Below are 17,070 nucleotides of genomic sequence, written 5' to 3'. Positions count from 1 at the left end.
TTGATCACCGGGGCAGGAGGGTGGGGCGACTGGGGGTGGCGGTTCGGGTGGGTTAGAGGCGGATGCCGAGGAGGGCGTCGACGGTCGCGGCGAAGAGGGCCGGGGCCTCGGGGTCCGTGCCCGTGCCGGCGAGGGCACGCTCCGCCCAGTCGTCGGCGAGCGCGAGCGCGCCCGGGGTGTCCAGGTCGTCGCCGAGGCGCTCGCGTACCCCCGCCAGGAAGTCCTCGCCGGACGGCCCGGACGGCGCGGCGGCGGCCCGCCGCCAGCGGGCCAGGCGCTCCTCGGCGGCGGCGAGCAGCCCGTCGGTCCAGGTGCGGTCGGCGCGGTAGTGGCCGGCCATCAGCCCGAGCCGGACCGCCATCGGGTCCACCAGGTCGGCCCGCAGCCGGGAGACGAAGACCAGGTTGCCCTTGGACTTCGACATCTTCTCGCCGTTCAGGCCGATCATGCCGGCGTGCACGTAGTGGGTCGCGAACGGCGACCGGCCGGTGAGCCGCTCGGCGTGCGCGGCGGAACACTCGTGGTGCGGGAAGAGCAGGTCGTTGCCGCCGCCCTGCACGTCGATCGACTCGCCGAGCAGGTTCAGCGCGATCACCGCGCACTCGATGTGCCAGCCGGGCCGGCCCGGGCCGAGGTCGCCGCCGGGCCAGGACGGCTCGCCCTCGCGGGCGCCCCGCCACAGCAGCGGGTCCAGGGGGTCGCGCTTGCCGGCCCGCTCCGGGTCACCCCCGCGCTCGGGGAAGATCTCCAGCATCTCGGCGCGGGACAGGTTGGACTCGTAGCCGAACTCCGGCGCGGCGGCGACGTCGAAGTAGACGTCCCCGGTGCCGTCGTCGAGCCGGTACGCGGCACCGTCCTTGAGCAGGGTGAGGACCTTGTCGGCGATGTCGGGGATCGACTCGACCGCGCCGACGTAGTGCGCCGGCGGGATCATCCGCAGCGCCTCCATGTCCTCGCGGAACAGCGCGGTCTCCCGCATCGCCAGGACCTTCCAGTCCTCGCCGTCGCGCTCGGCCCGCTCCAGCAGCGGATCGTCGATGTCGGTGACGTTCTGCACGTAGCGCACCGTCAGGCCCGCGTCGAGCCACATCCGCTGCACCAGATCGAAAGTGATCATGGTGGCGGCGTGGCCGAGGTGCGTGGCATCGTACGGGGTGATGCCGCAGACGTACATGGTGGCCACGTCGCCGGGCCGGCTGGGATGGGCACCGCGTCGCGCCGAGTCGAACAATGTCAGCGGGCCGCCCCTGCCGGGCAGCCGTGGCACCTCATGTCCCGTCCAAGACTCCATGACCGTCAGCCTAGCCAGCCGCCCCGCGCGCCGGACCCGCCCCACGGGTGACCAACGCGACAACCGCTCACGTCCCTGGTGGGCGGCGCGAGGCGCGCCACCGACGGCCGAGGGGCCCCGGAGGCGGACCGCCGGCCCACCCGGGCCGACCCACGGCTACTCGGCCGGCCAGGGGCCGACCCACGGCTGCCTCGGGCGGCCGGGCGACGGCTACATCGGCGGCCAGGGCATCGCCGGCCAGTCCTGCGGCGGCTGGGGGAACCGGCCGCCGTCGCGCAACCGTCCCACCCGTGCCGTCAGCTCGGCGACCTCGCGGATCGTCAGATGCTCGGCGAGCTCCTCACCCAGCTCCCCGCCGAGCCGGACCGCCAGGTCGGCGAGCATCTCCAGCGCGTCCGGCGGCAGCTCCCGGCCGGCCCAGCCCCAGAGCACGGTGCGCAGCTTGTCCTCCACGTGGAAGCTCACCCCGTGGTCGACGCCGTAGAGCCGGTCGTCCGCGCCGAGCAGCACGTGGCCGCCCTTGCGGTCCGCGTTGTTGATGACCGCGTCGAGCACCGCCAGCCGGGCCAGGCGCGGGTCGTCGGCGTGGGCCAGCGCGTACGCGGCGCCGTCGTCGTCCCGGGCCGCCGCGACCGGGAACCAGCGCGGCGGCACCGCCTCCGCCGGCACGAAGCCGACCAGCGGCTCGGCGTCGTCGGGCTCGTCGATCCACAGTTGACAGGAGCCCGGCCCGAACGGGCCGTCGCGCAGCACCGTCGGCGGGACCAGGTCCCAACCCGTGGCCCGGGAGACCAGGTACGCCGAGACCTCCCGGCCGGCGAGGGTGCCGTCCGGGAAGTCCCAGAGGGGACGCTCACCGCGCACCGGCTTGTAGACGCAGCGGGCACTCGCCCCGTCGAGCGTGAGCGCACCGAGCAGCGTCGCGTTCGACGCGTCGACCAGCCGGCCCTCGACGGTCAGCTCACCGTCACGGAGCAGCCGTAGCGTCGCCGCGTCGTCCTGTCGACGTTCGAGTTCCGACGAGGTCACCGGTGATAACCGTTGTGCCGCGGGCAGAGGTGCCCGGCGGGATCCAGCGGCTGGCCGCAGAGCGGGCAGGGCGGACGGCCGGCGTTGACCACCCGGCGGGCCCGCTCGATGAACTCGCGGGTCGCCTCGGGGGTCAACCGGACCCGCAACCGGTCCAGGTCCTCGTCCGGCTCCTCGTCGTCGTCCTCGTCGTCGTCTTCGTCCTCGTCGCCGCCCAGCTCGACCTCGGCCTCCGCCTCACCGGCGGCGATCGCCTCGATCACGACGGTCGCGGTGTCGACGTCGAAGGCCAGCCCGAGGGTGCCCACGCGGAACTCCTCGTCGACCGGCGTGTCCAGTGGATCGTTGTCACCCACGGAGGCCACCGCCTCGGGCAGCTGCACGCCGAAACGGCGCTGCGCCTCGGTGAGCAGCTCCTCCAGCTTCTCGGCGAGCAACGACACCTGGACCTTCTCCAGCGCGACGCTGACCAGCCGGCCTCCGCCGCGGGCCTGTAGGAAGAACGTCCGCTCCCCGGGCGGCCCGACGGTCCCGGCGACGAACCGCTCCGGCGGCTCGAAGGCGTGCACCTGGTGGGTCATACCCACGACCCTATCCGGCGCGCCACAGCGTCGCGCACCCCACCGACCCGGAATCGCGCGCCCGCGCCACGCCGGTCGCGCCACCCGGCCCGCCCGCCGGGGAGGACGCCCGTCGCCGGCCTCACCGCCCGGCCCCCGCTCCCCCGCCGACCGCGGCGTCCGACTCCGCCGGCCGCGCGGACCGCCGCCGTCGCTTGCGCGGCGGCGGCACCAGCCCGGCCAGGTCGCCGCCGGTATCGTTGAGCCGCAGCAGGAAGGGCCGCAGCGGCGTGTACCGGATCGCCGTGACCGACGCCGGGTCCGCGACGATGCGCTGAAAAAGATCCAGGTGTACGCCGAGCGCGTCCGCGACGATGGCCTTGATCACGTCGCCGTGGCTGCACGCCAGCCAGACCGCCTCGGGGCCGTGCTCGGCGGTGATCCGGGCGTCCCAGGAGCGCACCGTGGCCACGGCGCGGGCCGCCATCGCCGCCATGGCCTCCCCGTCGGGGAAGACGGCGGCGCTGGGGTGCTGCTGGACCACCGGCCAGAGCGGCTCCTTGGCGAGCTTCTTGAGCGGCTGCCCCTCCCAACTGCCGTACCCGCACTCGATCAGCCCCTCGTCCACCGTCGGCGCGGCCTGCGGCAGAGCCAGTTCCAGGGTCTGCCGGCACCGGATCAGCGGGCTGGTCACCACCGCCGCGAGGGGTAGCCCACGCAGCCGCTCACCCGCCGCCGTCGCCTGGGCCCGGCCCGTGTCGTCCAGCTCGACGGGCTGCCGCCCGGCCAGGCCGCCGTCGGCGTTCGCGGTGGTGCGGCCGTGCCGCAGGAGGAGAAGAGTCGCCACGCTGCCCACCCTAGGCGGCCGCGCGGACCGGAACAGGGCGAGGGGTTGCTCGACACTCCATCTCGGGCAGGTGGGGGCATCCCGCCCCGTTGATACCCCCACCTGCCCGACATCCCCTCACCCCGCCACCGGGATGGGCGGATTGTCTGACTCTGGCGGGGCAGTTCAGCCCGGCCCGTCGGCGGGGCTGGGTTGATCGACTTCATGTCGGGCAGGTGGCGGTATCCCGTCCCGTTGATGCCCCCATCTGCCCGGCATCCCGTCACGCCCCCACCGGGATGGGCGGATTGTCCGACTCGGTGGGGTGGGTGGGGTGGGCGGGGAGTGGGTGCGGGGCGTGGGCGTCGAGGCCGGCACCGGCCCGGGCCCCGGGGGTGGGGTGGCCGGCGGCACCCGGGGGCCGGAATCTCGGCGGGGTCGGGGGCGTTACACCTGACGCACGACCGAAGCAGCACCCGCCAGACCCCCGGCCCAGCAGCCCCCGCCCCCAGGGTGGTGGCCGGTCGCCGGGAATGGGTGTGGGTCGCCGGTCGTTACACCTGGACCCGGCGCGGTACCGCACGTGGCAGCCGGCCCGGTCCTTCCTCGTCTTTCCCCCTTTGTTCGTTGTTCGGGCGCCTCGACGTGGTGCTCGCACACCCCTGAGCCTTCCCCGGCGCAGGTGGGTGTGCCGACCCCCGGATTGGAGTCACCCCTCATGAACACGACCATCCTGCGTAAGAGCGTCCTCGGCATCGCCGGACTCGCGTTCGCCGGTGGCCTCGCCGCCGGCCCCCTGAACCACGCCACCACCGACACTGTTGACGCGCGGCCCGTCGCCGCCGTCCAGGCCGACAAGGCCGACAAGGCCGCTGGCGTGGACGCCGGGAAGCTCATCCCGCACGGTGTGCAGGGCGCGCAGTCGCGCATCGACCTCGACCCGGAGCAGACCGCCAACGTCAAGGCCGTCATCGCCGCCACGAAGAAGGCGGGCCTGGACGAGCGCGCCGCGGTGATCTCGATCGGCACGGCGTTGCAGGAGTCGAAGCTGGAGAACCTGGGCCACCTGGGTGACCGCAACGACCACGACTCCCTCGGCCTGTTCCAGCAGCGCCCCTCCAGCGGCTGGGGCACCCCGGAGCAGATCACCGACCCCCAGTACGCCACCACCGCGTTCCTCAAGGGCCTCCGACAGGTCGACGGCTGGCAGGACATGGCCCTGACCGACGCCGCCCAGACCGTCCAGGTCTCCGCCTACCCCGACGCCTACGCCCAGTGGGAACAGCAGGCCGCCGACCTCGTCACCCAGCACTGGAACAACAGCTGACACCAGCACGAACGCCACCGGCCGGGCCCCGATCACAGGGGCCCGGCCGGTGGCATCCCCGCCCCCAGACAGCCGAGGAACGTTAAGAAGGGGCCCCTCCACTACCGGAAGCGTTAACAAGGGGCCCTTCCTTGCACCTAGGTGGCGGCGATCGTGCCCGTCATCAGGAGGGCGAGCACGAGGGTGCCGAGGGCGACCCGGTACAGCACGAAGACGTACAGGGTGTGGTGGGCGACGTAGCGCAGCAGCCAGGCGATCGCCGCGTAGCCGATGACGAAGGCGATGAGCGTGGCCACCACCATCTGCGCCCCGCTCGGCGCGGACGTCCCCGGCGCGGACGGCTCGAAGACGTCGCCGACGCTGAAGATGCCGGACATCACGACCGCCGGGATGGCGAGCAGGAACGAGTACCGGGCCGCCGCCTCCCGGGTGAGGTTGAGCAGCAGGCCGGCGGTGAGCGTGCCGCCGGAGCGGGACACCCCGGGGATCAGCGCCATCGCCTGCGCGAAGCCCATCACGATGCCGTCGCGCATCCGGAAGTTCTCCAGGGTGCGGCTCTGCCGCCCCCAGTACTCGGCGAAGGCCAGCACGAACGCGAAGACGATCAGCGTGGTGGCGACCACCCACAGGTTGCGCCCGGCGGTGCGGATCTGGTCCTTGAACAGGAAGCCGAACAGCCCGATCGGGATCGAGCCGACGATGACGTACCAGCCCATCCGGTAGTCGAGGCTGGACCGCACCGAGCGGTCCCAGAGCCCGACGATCCAGGTCCGGGTGATCCGCCAGATGTCCTTGGCGAAGTAGATCAGCACGGCCGCCTCGGTGCCGAGCTGCGTGACGGCGGTGAACGACGCGCCGGCGTCCCGGCCGAAGAAGATCGCCGAGGTGATCCGCAGGTGCCCCGACGAGCTGACCGGGAGGAACTCCGTGAGCCCCTGGACGACGCCCAGGACGATGGCCTCGATCCAGGTCACTCGCCGACCCCGGACATCTCGAGGGCCTCGGCGACGGTGCGCAGCGTCTGCACGCCGCTGTCGCGGTCGGCGACGAAGAGGGTCACCGACAGGGTGGTGACGCCGGCGGCGGCGTACTCGCGCAGCCGCTCGGCGATGCGCTCCTTGGGGCCGAGCAGCGAGGTGCGGTCGATGAACTCCATCGGCACGGCGGCGGCCGCGTCGCGCTGCCGCTTGGCCAGGTAGAGGTCCTGCACCTCGCGGGCGGCGTCGCCGTAGCCCATCCGGGTGGCGAGCTGGTTGTAGAAGTTCTGCTGCCGGCTGCCCATCCCGCCGACGTAGAGGGCCGCGTACCAGCGGACCAGCTCGGCGCAGGTGGCGACGTCGTCGCCGACGACCACCGGCACCGACGGCACGACGTCGAAGCCGGCCAGCTCCTTGCCGGCCTTCGCCCGCCCGGCGGCCACGGCGGCGAGCTGCTCGTCGGCGAACTCGGGGGCGTAGAAGACGGCCAGCCAGCCGTCGGCGATCTCGCCGGCCAGCTCCAGGTTCTTCGGGCCGACGGCGGCGAGGTAGATCGGGACCTGCTCGCGCGGCGGGTGGAAGCCCAGTCGCAGCGCCTTGCCGGGGCCGTCGGGCAGCGGCAGGGTGTAGAACTCGCCGTCGTACGCGACCTCCTTGCGGGCGACGGCGAGCTTGACGATGTCGACGTACTCGCGGGTGCGGGCGAGGGGCTTGGCGAAGCGCACCCCGTGCCAGCCCTCGGAGACCTGGGGGCCGGAGACGCCCAGGCCGAGCCGGAACCGGCCGCCGGAGAGGGCGTCGATGGTCGCCGCCGTCATGGCGGTCATGGCCGGGGTCCGGGCGGGGATCTGCATCACCGCGCTGCCGATGTCGATCCGTTCGGTCTGGCCGGCGATCCAGGCCAGCATGCTCGGCGAGTCGGAGCCGTACGCCTCCGCCGCCCACACCACCGAGTAGCCGAGCCGGTCGGCCTCCTGGGCGAGCGCCAGGTGGTCGGCGGGTGTGCTCCACGCCGTCTGGTATCCGAGACTGAGCCCGAGTCGCACTGGTCCTCCCCCATCGGCGCACCACAGGTCGCATCAGGTTACGCAATGCGGGCGGCCCGGCCGATCACCGGCTCACCCCGAACGCGCCGCGCGGCCGGGGGTGGGTGTCGCCCGGAGGGCGAGCAGGAACTTGACGGGAGCGAGGATATCCGTGGCGGCGGGTTCGAAATAAGGTTCACCCATGCAACAGCGACCGCTCGGCCGAAGCGGGCTGGCGGTTTCCCGGCTCGCGCTCGGCACCATGACCTGGGGCCGGGACACCGACGCCGACGACGCGGCCGCCCAGCTGAAGAGCTTTCTCGACGCGGGCGGCAACCTGGTGGACACCGCCGACGTGTACGGCGACGGTGACGCGGAGTCGGTCATCGGGTCGCTGCTGGGCAGCCTGGTCCCCCGCGACGAGCTGCTGATCGCGACGAAGGCGGGGCTGCGGCCGGGCAGCGGCCGACGCCGGGACGGCTCCCGGGGCCACCTGCTGCGGACCCTGGACGCCTCGCTGCGCCGGCTCGGCACGGACCACGTCGACCTGTGGCAGGTCCACGGGTACGACCCGGACACGCCCCTGGAGGAGACCCTCGCGGCGTTGGATCACGCGGTGGCCAGTGGCCGGGTCCGCTACGTCGGGGTGTCGAACTTCTCGGGCTGGCAGACGGCGCGGGCGGCGGCCTGGCAGGCGGCCTGGCCGGGGCGGGCCCCGGTGGTGGCCGCCCAGGTGGAGTATTCGCTGCTGGAGCGGGGCGTCGAGCGGGAGGTGCTGCCGGCGTGCGCGGCCCTGGGGCTGGGGGTGCTGCCCTGGTCGCCGCTGGGCCGGGGAGTGCTCACCGGCAAGTACCGGCACGGCCGGCCGGCGGACTCGCGGGCCGCGTCGCCGCACTTCGAGCCGTTCGTGGCGACGTATCTGGAGCCACGCTGCTCCAGCATCGTGGAGGCGGTGGCCACGGCGGCCGGGGGGCTGGGCGTGTCGCCGCTGGAGGTGGCGCTCGCGTGGATCCGGGACCGGCCGGGCGTGACGGCGCCGATCCTGGGCGCGCGGACGGTCGGGCAGTTGCTGGGCGCGCTCCAGGTGGAGCGGATGACGCTGCCGGCGGAGATCATCGTCGCGCTCGACGACGTGTCGGCGGTGCCGGTGGGCTATCCCGAACGGGACGGCTGAGCGGGCCCGGCCGGGCCCGGGGCGCGACGGGCCGGGCAGGGCGGGCCGGGCTGGCGGGACGGGCCGGGCGGGGTGGCGGACGGCCGCCGGGCTGGGCAGCATGGAACGCATGGACTACGAATACGCGCCGCTGCGGCTGCCCTCGAACGTCGACCGGCTGACCGCCGCGGCGCAGTTGGCGATCCAGGCCGAGTTCTCCGGGTGGGAGCTGGCCCGGGTGCGGTTGTACCGGGACGGCACGCGGCAGGTGGTGCTGCGTCGCCGCGTGGTCAGCCAGCCGCAGCCCGGCCTGTCGTACTGACCCGGGGCGCGCCGCGCCCGCCGTCCCGGGGCGCGGCCGGCGGGCCGGGCCCCGGGACGAGCCCGGCCTAGTGGCGGTGCCCCGCGTGGTCGTGGCCCGCGTGGTCGTGCTCCTCGTCGGCCGGGTCGAGGAACGGGTGCTCGTCGAGGCGGCCCACGAGGCGGTCGTCGGCGGCCGGCTGGAACGGGCCGACCGGGTCGTCGTCGTCGAAGGACTCCAGGTCGACGGGGGTGCCGACCTCGCTGACCATCACCACCCCGTCGAGCGGTTCCAGCTCCGGCACGTCCAGCGCGGACAGCGATCCGTCGCCGCTCTGGAGCAGCTCCAGCACCGCCTCGCCGACGCCCTCGACGGGGGCGGGCTCGTCCTCCTCGGGGGTGCCCTCGCGGCGGGCTGCCTCGGCGGCCCGGATCAGCGCGGCGACGCTGGGCACCCGGTAGTCGCGGCGCTGACGCACCGAGATGACCCGGGGGTGCGGGTCGGTCGCCTCGACGCCGTCGGCCGCGCCGAAGCGCTCGTCGGCCTCGTCGGGGTCGATGGACTCGACGTCCCACGGCGTGACCTCGCCGAACGCGTCGAGCAGCTGCTCGTCGTAGGCGAACGAGGCGTTGTTCAGGGCGACGTACGCCTGCCAGACGTCGTCGTCGTCGATGCGGCCCTGTGCGGCGCGGACGGCGGCCAGGTGGTGGCGGGCGGCGTCGATCACCCGCTCCAGGGCGGCGTCCAGCTCACCGTGCTGGTCGGTCATGTGCGTTCCCTTCGCGATGGGGGACGATCCGTGCCGGGCGGGATGGGGCGGCGGACACGGTCAGCAATTCCGGAGGAAGCGGTCGAGAACCCGCACGCCGAACTGTAGTCCGTCCACCGGCACCCGCTCGTCGATGCCATGGAACAGGCCGGAGAAGTTGAGGTCGGGCGGCAGCCGCAGCGGGGCGAAGCCGAAGCAGCGGATGCCGAGCTGCGAGAACGCCTTGGCGTCGGTGCCGCCGGAGAGCATGTAGGGCACGGGCCGGGCGCCCGGGTCCTCCGCCCGCAGCGCCGCCGACATGGCCTCGACGAGGTCGCCGTCGAAGGTGGTCTCCAGGGCGGGCTGGCGGTGGATGTACTCGATGGCGATGTCGGGGCCGACCAGCTCGCGCAGTTGCTGTTCGAGGAGCTCGGACTGGCCGGGCAGGCTGCGGCAGTCGATGGTGGCGGTGGCCCGGCCGGGAATGACGTTGTCCTTGTAGCCGGCGGCGAGCCGGGTCGGGTTGGCGGTGTTGCGGATGGTCGCGCCGATGATGTTGGCGATGGGGCCGAGCTTGGCGATGGCCGCCTCCGGGTCCTCGGGGTCGAGTTCGACGCCGAGCAGGTCGGAGACCTCCTCCAGGAAGGCCCGCACGGTGTCGGTGACGACCACGGGGAAGCGGTGCCGGCCGATGCGGGCGACGGCCTCGGCGAGCGCGGTGACGGCGTTGTCGTCGTGCACCATCGAGCCGTGGCCGGGGCGGCCCTTGGCGTGCAGCCGCAGCCAGTCGATGCCCTTCTCGGCGGTCTCGATGAGGTAGAGCCGCTGCGACGCGTCGACGGTGTAGGAGAAGCCGCCGACCTCGCCGATGGCCTCGGTGCAGCCGTCGAAGGCGTCGCGGTGGTGCTGGACGAGGTGGTGCGCCCCGTAGTCGCTGCCGGCCTCCTCGTCGGCGGTGAACGCCAGGACGATGTCGCGGGCGGGCCGGACGCCGGTGCGTTGCCAGTTCCGCACCACGGCGAGCACCATGGCGTCGAAGTCCTTCATGTCGATCGCGCCCCGGCCCCACAGGTAGCCGTCGCGCAGCTCCCCGGAGAACGGGTGCACCGACCACTCGTCGGCGTCGGCGGGGACGACGTCGAGGTGGCCGTGGACGAGCAGCGCGTCCCGGCCGGGGTCGGCGCCGGGGATGCGGGCGACGAGGCTGGCCCGGCCGGGGGCGGACTCGTGGATGCGGGACTCGACGCCCACCTCGGCGAGCTTCTCCGCGACGTACTCCGCGGCGACGCGCTCGCCCGCGCTGGTGGCGTTGTCCCCGGTGTTGGTGGTGTCGATGCGCAGCAGGTCGCGGCAGAGGTCGACGACCTCGGCGGTGGGGTCGGGCGGGGCGGAGGCGGCGTCGCTCGTCATCGGTTCTTCATACCAGCCGGGTCGCACGGGCAGCGCGCCCGGCCGGGCGGCTCCCCGGCCGGGCCGCCCCACCGCCGGCCCGGCCGCCCTGACCCGCCGCCCCTGACCCGCCGCGCGGGCGCGTCGTTTCGCCGGGACGTGGTCTGGGTACCGCCGCTGCCGTCCCGCACCGCTCACCGGGCCGCCTCCTTCCCGCAGCGCGCGCCCGCCCGCCCGAGGAGGGCACCATGACCGTTCCCCTGCCGCCGCTGCCGCCCGTGCCCGGGGAGGGCTACCGGCCCGGCGGGCCGAGCCTGGTCGACCTCGTCGACCGCGAGCACCGGGAGTTGCTCGACCTGGCCGACCGGGTCACCGGCCCGGACGCCGCGGCGCAGCCGCCCGGCAAGGTGGTGGAGGTGCTGACCGCCGTGGTGTCGCGGCACCTGTCGGCGGAGGAGCAGTACCTCTTCCCCGCCGTCCGGGCGGCCGTGCCCGGGGCGGGCGCGGCGGTCGACCGGGAGGTCGGGGCGGCGGTCGAGTTGTCGGCAGCCCTCAAGGCGCTGACCGGGCCGGCGGATCCGGCGCTGGCCGACGTGGCCGACCGGTTGCGCCGGCACGTCGCCGCGACGGCGGCGCTGCTGGCGGCGCTGCGCGAGGTGGCCACCCCCGCCGAGCTGATCCGGCTGGGCAACCGGTGGGAGATCGCCGAGGAGGCCGCGCCGACCCGGCCGCATCCGGGGATGCCGGCGAGCCCGCCGTGGAACCGGATCGTCGAGCCGGCCGTGGGGGTGGTGGACAAGGTCCGCGACGCGGTGACGGGCCGGCCGACGCACGCGTCGGACCTGCTTCCACCCGGAGAATGACCGAATACCGGACGGTTACCACGGTGTCACCGACCGGATACCGGGCGGTCACCATCGGACATCGGTCAACTCCTATCCGCTAGGACCCTTCCATCGATCCTTCCGTGGTCATACCGTCACCGTATGAATCTGGAGCTGAGACACCTGCGGGTGGTCTGCGCCATCGCGGAGACAGGGAGCGTGACGAAGGCGGCGTCGACGCTCGGCCTGGCCCAGCCGGCGCTGACCGCCCAGCTCCAACGCATCGAGCGGGCGCTCGGCGGGCCGCTGTTCGAGCGGGACCGGCGGGGCGCCCGGCCCACCGCGCTCGGCGAGCTGGTGCTGGCCCGGGCCCGGGTGCTGCTGCCGGCCATGCAGGGCCTCCAGGACGAGGCGGCCCGGCTGGCCGGCGCGGGCCCGTCCCCCGCCCGGTACCGCTTCGGCGGGGTGAACAGCCCCATCCTCGGCCGGCTGGTGCACCGGCTCGCCGCCGCGCACCCACAGGCCCAGATCACCACGTACGCCTCCTGGTCCGCCGACGAGCTGGCCCAGCTCGTCGGCGGCGGCCGGTTGGACTACGCGCTGGTCGGGGTCTGCGGCGACGCCGTCCCGCCGGCCGGGTACGGGCTGACCTGGCGGGAGGTGGCGCTGGAGCCGGTGCAGGTGCTGCTGCCCGAGCAGCACCCGCTGTCCGACCACGACGAGGTGCGGCTGGTGGACCTGCGCGCCGAGCAGTGGGTCGCCGCGCCGGGCGACGGCTGCTTCGGCGACTGCTTCGCCGCCGCCTGCGCCCGCGCCGGCTTCACCCCCCGCAAGGTGTACGAGGCCGACGTGCGCGGCTGCATCGACCTGGTGGAGGCCGGCGCGGCGGTGGCCCTGTGCCAGGCCACCTTCCGCCCGGTGCCCGGCCTGGTGACCCGCCGGCTGGCCGGTGCGCCGCTGCGCTGGCGGCTGCTGCTGGGCTGGCACCCGGAATCGGCAGGCGCGAGCTTCGCCGAGGAGGTGCTGGAGGCGGCGGTGGCCGTCTACGACGACTCGCTCGCCACGCACCCCGACTACCTGGCCTGGCTGCTGCGGCACCCCGACTTCGGGGTACGCCGGTCGGCCCCGGCCGGGCCGCTGACCGGGGACGCCGGTTCCGGGGTGCGAACCGCCTGACGGTGGGTATCACGGGCCCATGACCGATGCCCAGCCGACCGCCGACGACCGGGAGACCCTGCGCGGGGCGGCCGCCGCCCACAGCGCCGCCGCCCGGGACGTGGAGGCGTTCCTGCGCCGCCTGCCCGAGGTCCCCGGCCCCGCCGACGTGACCGAGTACGCCACCCTGCTCAGCCGGGAGGAGCGGGCGCGCGGGGAACGCCAGGCCGCCGCCGACGCCGTCGGCCTACAGATCGGCAGCCTGGAATCGGAGTGAGCCCGACCGGGCGAGGCAGCCCCGCCGCCGGTGCCGGCGGCGGGGCCTCGCCGGTCGGGTCCGTCGCGCGCGGGCCCGGCGCGCCGACGACGGGCGGTCAGCGTTCGACGAGGGCGTCGTGGCCCAGGTCCAGCAGGGCGCGCCGCCACTCGTCGTCGGCGACGCCGTCGGCCGGGCGGGCGGCGGTCAGCGACCGGATCCGGTCGACCGCCTCCCGCATCACCTCGATGTCGTCGCGGGTCAGGTCGACCTTGCGCTTGCGCAGCACGGCCAGGATCTGCCGGCCCGGCTCGGGCAGGTCGAGGTCGGGGCCCGCCCCGAACGACTCCGTGCCCGAGCCACGGGTGAGCAGCCAACTACGCAGTTGCTCGGAGGTGACGTTCACCTCGGCGTGGAAGTCCTCCCAGAGCACTTCGACCTCGGGATCGAGTCGCGCCTCGCGTACCATCACGCCTCCTCTGCGGACGGCGGCCCGGACGGCTCCGGGTCGCCGGTGTGGGAACCCAGGCCCTCCGGCGGCACCCGCACCCGCGCGGGGTTGGCCGTCGGCGGCGCCTCGATCGGCTCGCTGCGGTCCGGGTCGGTCCCGGTCTCCCCGGCGGCTTCCTCGGGCTCGGTCATCTGCGGCCTCCGCCCGCTCACCGGGGATGGGACGTCGCGGCGGCGGTGTAGCCCCGGTCGCCGGCGCCCACCTCGAAGGCCAGCGCGCCGTCACGGGCGTCCACGGTGACCCGCTGCCCCGGTGAGACGGCGCTCTCCAGCAGCATCCGGGACAGCCGGTTGTCCACCTCGCGCTGGATCACCCGGCGCAGCGGGCGGGCACCGAACTCCGGCTGGTAGCCGTGCTCAGCGAGCCAGTCGACCCCGGCGACGGTGAACGCGACGTCGATGTCCTGGGCGTGCAGGCGACGGCGGGTCTCCTCCAGCAGCAGCTCGGTGATCTGGCGCAGCTGCTGCTGCTCCAGCCGCCGGAAGATGATCACCTCGTCGATGCGGTTGAGGAACTCCGGGCGAAAGTTCTCCTGGAGCCGGCGCATCAGCCGCTCGCGCAGCTCGTCGCTCTCCCGTTCGGTGCCGGGCTCGCCCGCGCCGAAGCCCACGGCGCGCTGGCTGCCGGTGATCAGCTCCGAGCCCAGGTTGCTCGTCATGATCAGTACGGTGTTCTTGAAGTTCACCGTCCGGCCCTGGCTGTCGGTGAGCCGGCCGTCGTCGAGCACCTGGAGCAGGATGTTGAACACGTCCGGGTGGGCCTTCTCGATCTCGTCGAGCAGCACCACCGCGTACGGGCGGCGGCGCACCGCCTCGGTGAGCTGACCGGCCTCCTCGTAGCCGACGTAGCCGGGGGGCGCGCCGACGAGCCGGGCGACGGCGTGCCGCTCCTGGAACTCGCTCATGTCCAGCCGGATCATCCGGTCGGCCTCGCCGAACAGCGCCTCCGCCAGGGCCCGGCCCAGCTCCGTCTTGCCCACGCCGGTGGGGCCGAGGAAGAGGAAGCTGCCCATCGGCCGGTTCGGGTCGGCCAGCCCGGTGCGGGAGCGGCGCACCGCCTCGGCGACCGCGCCGACCGCGTCGTCCTGGCCGACGACCTTCTGGTGCAGGTGCCCCTCCAGGCGCAGCAGCCGGTCGCGTTCCTCCTCGGTGAGCTGGGCGACCGGGATGCCGGTGGCCCGGGACACCACCTCGGCGATCTCCTGCGGGCCGACGGCGGGGACCTGGGAGCCGCTGCCGTCGTCGCCCTTGGCCCGGCTGATCTGCGCCTCCAGCTCGGCGAGCCGGTCGCGCAGGGCCGACGCCCGCTCGTACTGCTCGTCGGCGACCGCCTGCTCCTTGTCCCGGCGCACCTCGTCGAGCTGCTGCTCCAGCTCCCGCACGTCGGAGGCGGGGGTGCGGGTGCGCAGCCGCACCCGGGCCCCGGCCTGGTCGATCAGGTCGATGGCCTTGTCGGGCAGGTACCGGTCGGTGACATACCGGTCGGACAGCTCGGCGGCGGCGACCAGCGCCTCGTCGGTGAACCGGACCTGGTGGTGGGCCTCGTAGCGGTCCCGCAGGCCGCGCAGGATGGCGACGGTGTCCTCGACGGTGGGCTCGGGCACCAGCACCGGCTGGAACCGGCGGGCGAGCGCGGCGTCCTTCTCGATGCTGCGGCGGTGCTCGTCCAGGGTGGTCGCGCCGATCACCCGCAGCTCGCCGCGGGCCAGCGCCGGCTTGAGCATGTTGGACGCGTCCATGCCGCCCTCGCTGCCCGCCCCGCCCGCGCCGACCAGGGTGTGGATCTCGTCCAGGAAGATGATCAGTTCGTCGCGGTGGGCGCGGATCTCCTCGATGACCTTCTTGAGCCGCTCCTCGAAGTCGCCCCGGTAGCGGGTGCCGGCGACCAGGCCGGCCAGGTCGAGCTGCACCACCCGCTTGCCGATCAGCGTCTGCGGCACGTCGCCGTCGCAGATCCGCTCGGCCAGGCCCTCCACGATCGCGGTCTTGCCGACGCCGGCCTCGCCGATGAGCACCGGGTTGTTCTTCGTCCGCCGGGACAGGATCTCCACGGCCTGCTCGATCTCGGCGGCCCGCCCGATCACCGGGTCGATCTGGTCGTTGCGCGCCAGCTCGGTGAGGTCCTGGCCGTACTGGTCGAGGGTCGGGGTGCCGTGGTCGGGCTTCGCGCCGGACATCGGGCCGCGCTCCGCGCTGGCCGCCTGCAAAGACTCGGGCTGGATCCGGCCGGCCGCCAGCATCCGGCCCGCCGGCGACTCCGGGTTCAGCGGCAGCGCCATCAGGATGTGCTCGGGGCCGATGTAGTTGGCGCCCATCGCGCGGGAGAGCTGGTGGGCGTCGAGCAGCGCCCGCTTCGCGGCCGGGGTCAGCGACAGGTTCGGCGGCACCTCGCCCTGCGGCGCGCTCTCGCCGCGCCCGCCGAGGGCGTTGACCAGGGCGTCCGGGTCGGCGCCGGCCCGACGCACCAGGTCGCGCAGCGCCTCGCGCTGCAACGCCGCCCAGAGCAGGTGGTCGGTGTCGAGGTCGTTGCTGTGCCGCTGCGCCGCCCGGCGGGCCGCGTCGGCCAGCATCTCCCGGGCGTCGGCGGTCATCAGCCGGGTGATGTCGACCCGGTGCGCCGGCCGGCGTCCCCCCTCGCCCCGGCCGAAGTACCGGGCCAGGAACTCGTCCCACGGGTCGGAGCCGAGGTCGCCGGGTCCCATCATCGCTGTCCTCCCGCGGGTCGGGCACGCTCGCCGGTGCGGTCGCCGCCGGCACGGTCGGCGGTGGCTACCCGGCGGTCGGCGCGACAAACGCAGGCGGCGGGGGCGGGCGGGGACGGCCGCACGGCGGTGGCAGGCTGGGAGCATGGAGCCGACGCCGCTGCTGATCGTGGACGCCGCCAACGTGGTGGGTTCGCGCCCCGACGGATGGTGGCGGGACCGGGCCGGTGCCACCGCCCGGCTGCGCGACGCCCTCGTCCCGCTGGCCGACTCCGGGGTGCCGCCGCAGCTCGCCGGCCCGGCGGAGGTGGTGCTGGTGGTGGAGGGAGCCGCGCGGGGCGTGCCCGCGGTGCCGGGCGTGCGGGTGGTCGCCGCCCCCGGGTCCGGCGACGACACGATCGTCGACCTCGTCGGGGCCGCCCCGGGCCGCCGCCGGCTCGTGGTCACCGCCGACCGTGAGCTGCGCTCCCGGGTCGGCGCGCTGGGCGCCGAGGTGCACGGCCCCCGCTGGCTGCCCGCCTGACCCCACCCGGGGCGGGGGACGGCGGGGCGGGAGCGCGGGCAGGGAGTCCTGTCGGTGGGATCGGGTGACGCGCAGGTGAGACAGGTGGGTGGGGTTTGCGCACCTCAGTGACGTAATCGGACAGCCGGGCAGCAACACCGACAGGGCGGATGTTCTCTCCCCACGGGGGATGGGTTGTAATGGAGATCTCCCCGCCCCCAGGAGGTCCCCGTGGCGAGCGTCGCCGAGCTGAAGGCAGCCATCGATGTCGCCCTGCAACAGATCGGTGACGGGCAGACCGCAGTGCAGGCGGCCGGCGAGAAGCTGGCCGAGGCGCAGCAGACCCTCGCCGGGGCGCTGGAGGGCAGCGGGCACGAGACCGTCGAGGCGGCGCAGGCCTCGCTGACCCAGGCCAGCCAGGAGCTCGAGGAGTGCCTCGCGGCCACCCTCGTCGCGGTGGAGCAGGCGCAACTCTACGTCTCGACCCTGTAGGGC

19 protein-coding genes are annotated in these 17,070 nt (G+C 74.5%); 8 read left to right on the top strand and 11 right to left on the bottom strand.

Annotated elements, in window-relative coordinates:
• Nucleotides 1-52: 52 nt before the first annotated feature.
• The 4 genes from mshC to HDA31_RS12245 all read right to left on the bottom strand — a co-directional run bounded on the left by mshC (nucleotide 53) and on the right by HDA31_RS12245 (nucleotide 3,736).
• Nucleotides 53-1,291, bottom strand: coding sequence for a cysteine--1-D-myo-inosityl 2-amino-2-deoxy-alpha-D-glucopyranoside ligase (gene mshC / locus HDA31_RS12260; RefSeq protein WP_178065153.1), 1,239 nt, complete (start codon nucleotides 1,289-1,291; stop codon nucleotides 53-55).
• 210 nt (nucleotides 1,292-1,501) lie between these two features.
• The gene (locus HDA31_RS12255) at nucleotides 1,502-2,320 is read right to left on the bottom strand and encodes an Rv2133c family protein (protein WP_178065152.1); all 819 of its coding nucleotides are present in this window, start codon (nucleotides 2,318-2,320) and stop codon (nucleotides 1,502-1,504) included.
• Complete coding sequence (locus tag HDA31_RS12250; protein WP_074477145.1) at nucleotides 2,317-2,901, bottom strand: Rv2134c family protein; 585 nt, start codon at nucleotides 2,899-2,901, stop codon at nucleotides 2,317-2,319. The genes HDA31_RS12255 and HDA31_RS12250 overlap by 4 nt, the downstream gene beginning before the upstream one ends.
• A 121-nt stretch (nucleotides 2,902-3,022) precedes the next feature.
• Nucleotides 3,023-3,736 (bottom strand): histidine phosphatase family protein, encoded by a 714-nt coding sequence (locus tag HDA31_RS12245; protein WP_178065151.1) that lies wholly within the window; start codon nucleotides 3,734-3,736, stop codon nucleotides 3,023-3,025.
• A gap of 688 nt (nucleotides 3,737-4,424) precedes the next feature.
• Between HDA31_RS12245 and HDA31_RS12240 the strand changes: the two genes are divergently transcribed.
• Complete coding sequence (locus tag HDA31_RS12240) at nucleotides 4,425-5,033, top strand: hypothetical protein (RefSeq protein WP_178065150.1); 609 nt, start codon at nucleotides 4,425-4,427, stop codon at nucleotides 5,031-5,033.
• A gap of 137 nt (nucleotides 5,034-5,170) precedes the next feature.
• Here the strand turns inward: HDA31_RS12240 and HDA31_RS12235 are convergent, their stop codons facing one another.
• Both HDA31_RS12235 and HDA31_RS12230 read right to left on the bottom strand, forming a co-directional pair.
• On the bottom strand, nucleotides 5,171-6,007 hold the full coding sequence (locus HDA31_RS12235) for an undecaprenyl-diphosphate phosphatase (RefSeq protein WP_178065149.1): 837 nt from the start codon (nucleotides 6,005-6,007) through the stop codon (nucleotides 5,171-5,173).
• Nucleotides 6,004-7,056 carry an LLM class F420-dependent oxidoreductase gene (locus tag HDA31_RS12230; RefSeq protein ID WP_178065148.1) on the bottom strand — a complete coding sequence of 351 codons (1,053 nt, stop codon included), beginning with the start codon at nucleotides 7,054-7,056 and terminating at the stop codon, nucleotides 6,004-6,006. Before HDA31_RS12230 ends, HDA31_RS12235 begins: the two co-directional genes overlap by 4 nt.
• 181 nt (nucleotides 7,057-7,237) lie before the next feature.
• Between HDA31_RS12230 and HDA31_RS12225 the strand changes: the two genes are divergently transcribed.
• Nucleotides 7,238-8,209 carry an aldo/keto reductase gene (locus HDA31_RS12225; protein WP_043968769.1) on the top strand — a complete coding sequence of 324 codons (972 nt, stop codon included), beginning with the start codon at nucleotides 7,238-7,240 and terminating at the stop codon, nucleotides 8,207-8,209.
• Nucleotides 8,210-8,318: 109 nt separating this feature from the next.
• The gene (locus tag HDA31_RS12220) at nucleotides 8,319-8,510 is read left to right on the top strand and encodes a DUF5703 family protein (protein ID WP_074473406.1); all 192 of its coding nucleotides are present in this window, start codon (nucleotides 8,319-8,321) and stop codon (nucleotides 8,508-8,510) included.
• A gap of 67 nt (nucleotides 8,511-8,577) precedes the next feature.
• Here the strand turns inward: HDA31_RS12220 and HDA31_RS12215 are convergent, their stop codons facing one another.
• Together HDA31_RS12215 and HDA31_RS12210 are read right to left on the bottom strand one after the other, a co-directional pair.
• Entirely contained in the window at nucleotides 8,578-9,258 is a 681-nt protein-coding gene (locus tag HDA31_RS12215; RefSeq protein ID WP_178065147.1) for a hypothetical protein, read from the bottom strand.
• A 60-nt stretch (nucleotides 9,259-9,318) separates the two neighbouring features.
• Nucleotides 9,319-10,647 carry a M20/M25/M40 family metallo-hydrolase gene (locus HDA31_RS12210; RefSeq protein WP_178065146.1) on the bottom strand — a complete coding sequence of 443 codons (1,329 nt, stop codon included), beginning with the start codon at nucleotides 10,645-10,647 and terminating at the stop codon, nucleotides 9,319-9,321.
• 227 nt (nucleotides 10,648-10,874) lie between these two features.
• Here HDA31_RS12210 and HDA31_RS12205 point away from each other — a divergent pair, with 227 nt between their 5' ends.
• The 3 genes from HDA31_RS12205 to HDA31_RS12195 all read left to right on the top strand — a co-directional run bounded on the left by HDA31_RS12205 (nucleotide 10,875) and on the right by HDA31_RS12195 (nucleotide 12,882).
• Nucleotides 10,875-11,489 carry a hemerythrin domain-containing protein gene (locus tag HDA31_RS12205; protein ID WP_178065145.1) on the top strand — a complete coding sequence of 205 codons (615 nt, stop codon included), beginning with the start codon at nucleotides 10,875-10,877 and terminating at the stop codon, nucleotides 11,487-11,489.
• Nucleotides 11,490-11,612: 123 nt separating this feature from the next.
• Nucleotides 11,613-12,626 (top strand): LysR family transcriptional regulator, encoded by a 1,014-nt coding sequence (locus HDA31_RS12200; protein WP_074473400.1) that lies wholly within the window; start codon nucleotides 11,613-11,615, stop codon nucleotides 12,624-12,626.
• 19 nt (nucleotides 12,627-12,645) lie between these two features.
• Nucleotides 12,646-12,882 (top strand): hypothetical protein, encoded by a 237-nt coding sequence (locus HDA31_RS12195; protein WP_074473398.1) that lies wholly within the window; start codon nucleotides 12,646-12,648, stop codon nucleotides 12,880-12,882.
• A 97-nt stretch (nucleotides 12,883-12,979) separates the two neighbouring features.
• Here the strand turns inward: HDA31_RS12195 and HDA31_RS12190 are convergent, their stop codons facing one another.
• Genes HDA31_RS12190 through HDA31_RS12180 form a run of 3 tightly spaced genes read right to left on the bottom strand, consistent with a single transcriptional unit; the run spans nucleotide 12,980 to nucleotide 16,076 of the window.
• Complete coding sequence (locus HDA31_RS12190) at nucleotides 12,980-13,330, bottom strand: DUF3140 domain-containing protein (protein WP_074473396.1); 351 nt, start codon at nucleotides 13,328-13,330, stop codon at nucleotides 12,980-12,982.
• The gene (locus HDA31_RS12185; protein WP_176734791.1) at nucleotides 13,330-13,503 is read right to left on the bottom strand and encodes a hypothetical protein; all 174 of its coding nucleotides are present in this window, start codon (nucleotides 13,501-13,503) and stop codon (nucleotides 13,330-13,332) included. The genes HDA31_RS12190 and HDA31_RS12185 overlap by 1 nt, the downstream gene beginning before the upstream one ends.
• Nucleotides 13,504-13,520: 17 nt before the next feature.
• Nucleotides 13,521-16,076, bottom strand: a complete 2,556-nt coding sequence (locus tag HDA31_RS12180; protein ID WP_178065144.1) for an ATP-dependent Clp protease ATP-binding subunit — start codon at nucleotides 16,074-16,076, stop codon at nucleotides 13,521-13,523.
• A 142-nt stretch (nucleotides 16,077-16,218) separates the two neighbouring features.
• Between HDA31_RS12180 and HDA31_RS12175 the strand changes: the two genes are divergently transcribed.
• Together HDA31_RS12175 and HDA31_RS12170 are read left to right on the top strand one after the other, a co-directional pair.
• Nucleotides 16,219-16,596, top strand: a complete 378-nt coding sequence (locus tag HDA31_RS12175; protein ID WP_178065143.1) for a PIN domain-containing protein — start codon at nucleotides 16,219-16,221, stop codon at nucleotides 16,594-16,596.
• A 210-nt stretch (nucleotides 16,597-16,806) separates the two neighbouring features.
• Entirely contained in the window at nucleotides 16,807-17,067 is a 261-nt protein-coding gene (locus HDA31_RS12170) for a hypothetical protein (RefSeq protein ID WP_007076395.1), read from the top strand.
• Nucleotides 17,068-17,070: the final 3 nt, after the last annotated feature.

Source organism: Micromonospora carbonacea (assembly GCF_014205165.1).
In the GTDB taxonomy this organism is placed as follows: Bacteria; Actinomycetota; Actinomycetes; order Mycobacteriales; family Micromonosporaceae; genus Micromonospora; species Micromonospora carbonacea.
Note: the sequence above shows the minus strand (reverse complement) of the source record. Positions and strands in the feature narration are given on the sequence as shown.

Coding starts and splice junctions, on each gene's coding strand:
- HDA31_RS12210 (WP_178065146.1), bottom strand. CDS start 10,647: ATGACGAGCGACGCCGCCTCCGCCCCGCCCGACCCCACCGCCGAGGTC.
- HDA31_RS12175 (WP_178065143.1), top strand. CDS start 16,219: ATGGAGCCGACGCCGCTGCTGATCGTGGACGCCGCCAACGTGGTGGGT.
- HDA31_RS12195 (WP_074473398.1), top strand. CDS start 12,646: ATGACCGATGCCCAGCCGACCGCCGACGACCGGGAGACCCTGCGCGGG.
- HDA31_RS12185 (WP_176734791.1), bottom strand. CDS start 13,503: ATGACCGAGCCCGAGGAAGCCGCCGGGGAGACCGGGACCGACCCGGAC.
- HDA31_RS12250 (WP_074477145.1), bottom strand. CDS start 2,901: ATGACCCACCAGGTGCACGCCTTCGAGCCGCCGGAGCGGTTCGTCGCC.
- HDA31_RS12225 (WP_043968769.1), top strand. CDS start 7,238: ATGCAACAGCGACCGCTCGGCCGAAGCGGGCTGGCGGTTTCCCGGCTC.
- mshC (WP_178065153.1), bottom strand. CDS start 1,291: ATGGAGTCTTGGACGGGACATGAGGTGCCACGGCTGCCCGGCAGGGGC.
- HDA31_RS12240 (WP_178065150.1), top strand. CDS start 4,425: ATGAACACGACCATCCTGCGTAAGAGCGTCCTCGGCATCGCCGGACTC.
- HDA31_RS12190 (WP_074473396.1), bottom strand. CDS start 13,330: ATGGTACGCGAGGCGCGACTCGATCCCGAGGTCGAAGTGCTCTGGGAG.
- HDA31_RS12200 (WP_074473400.1), top strand. CDS start 11,613: ATGAATCTGGAGCTGAGACACCTGCGGGTGGTCTGCGCCATCGCGGAG.
- HDA31_RS12180 (WP_178065144.1), bottom strand. CDS start 16,076: ATGATGGGACCCGGCGACCTCGGCTCCGACCCGTGGGACGAGTTCCTG.
- HDA31_RS12215 (WP_178065147.1), bottom strand. CDS start 9,258: ATGACCGACCAGCACGGTGAGCTGGACGCCGCCCTGGAGCGGGTGATC.
- HDA31_RS12205 (WP_178065145.1), top strand. CDS start 10,875: ATGACCGTTCCCCTGCCGCCGCTGCCGCCCGTGCCCGGGGAGGGCTAC.
- HDA31_RS12220 (WP_074473406.1), top strand. CDS start 8,319: ATGGACTACGAATACGCGCCGCTGCGGCTGCCCTCGAACGTCGACCGG.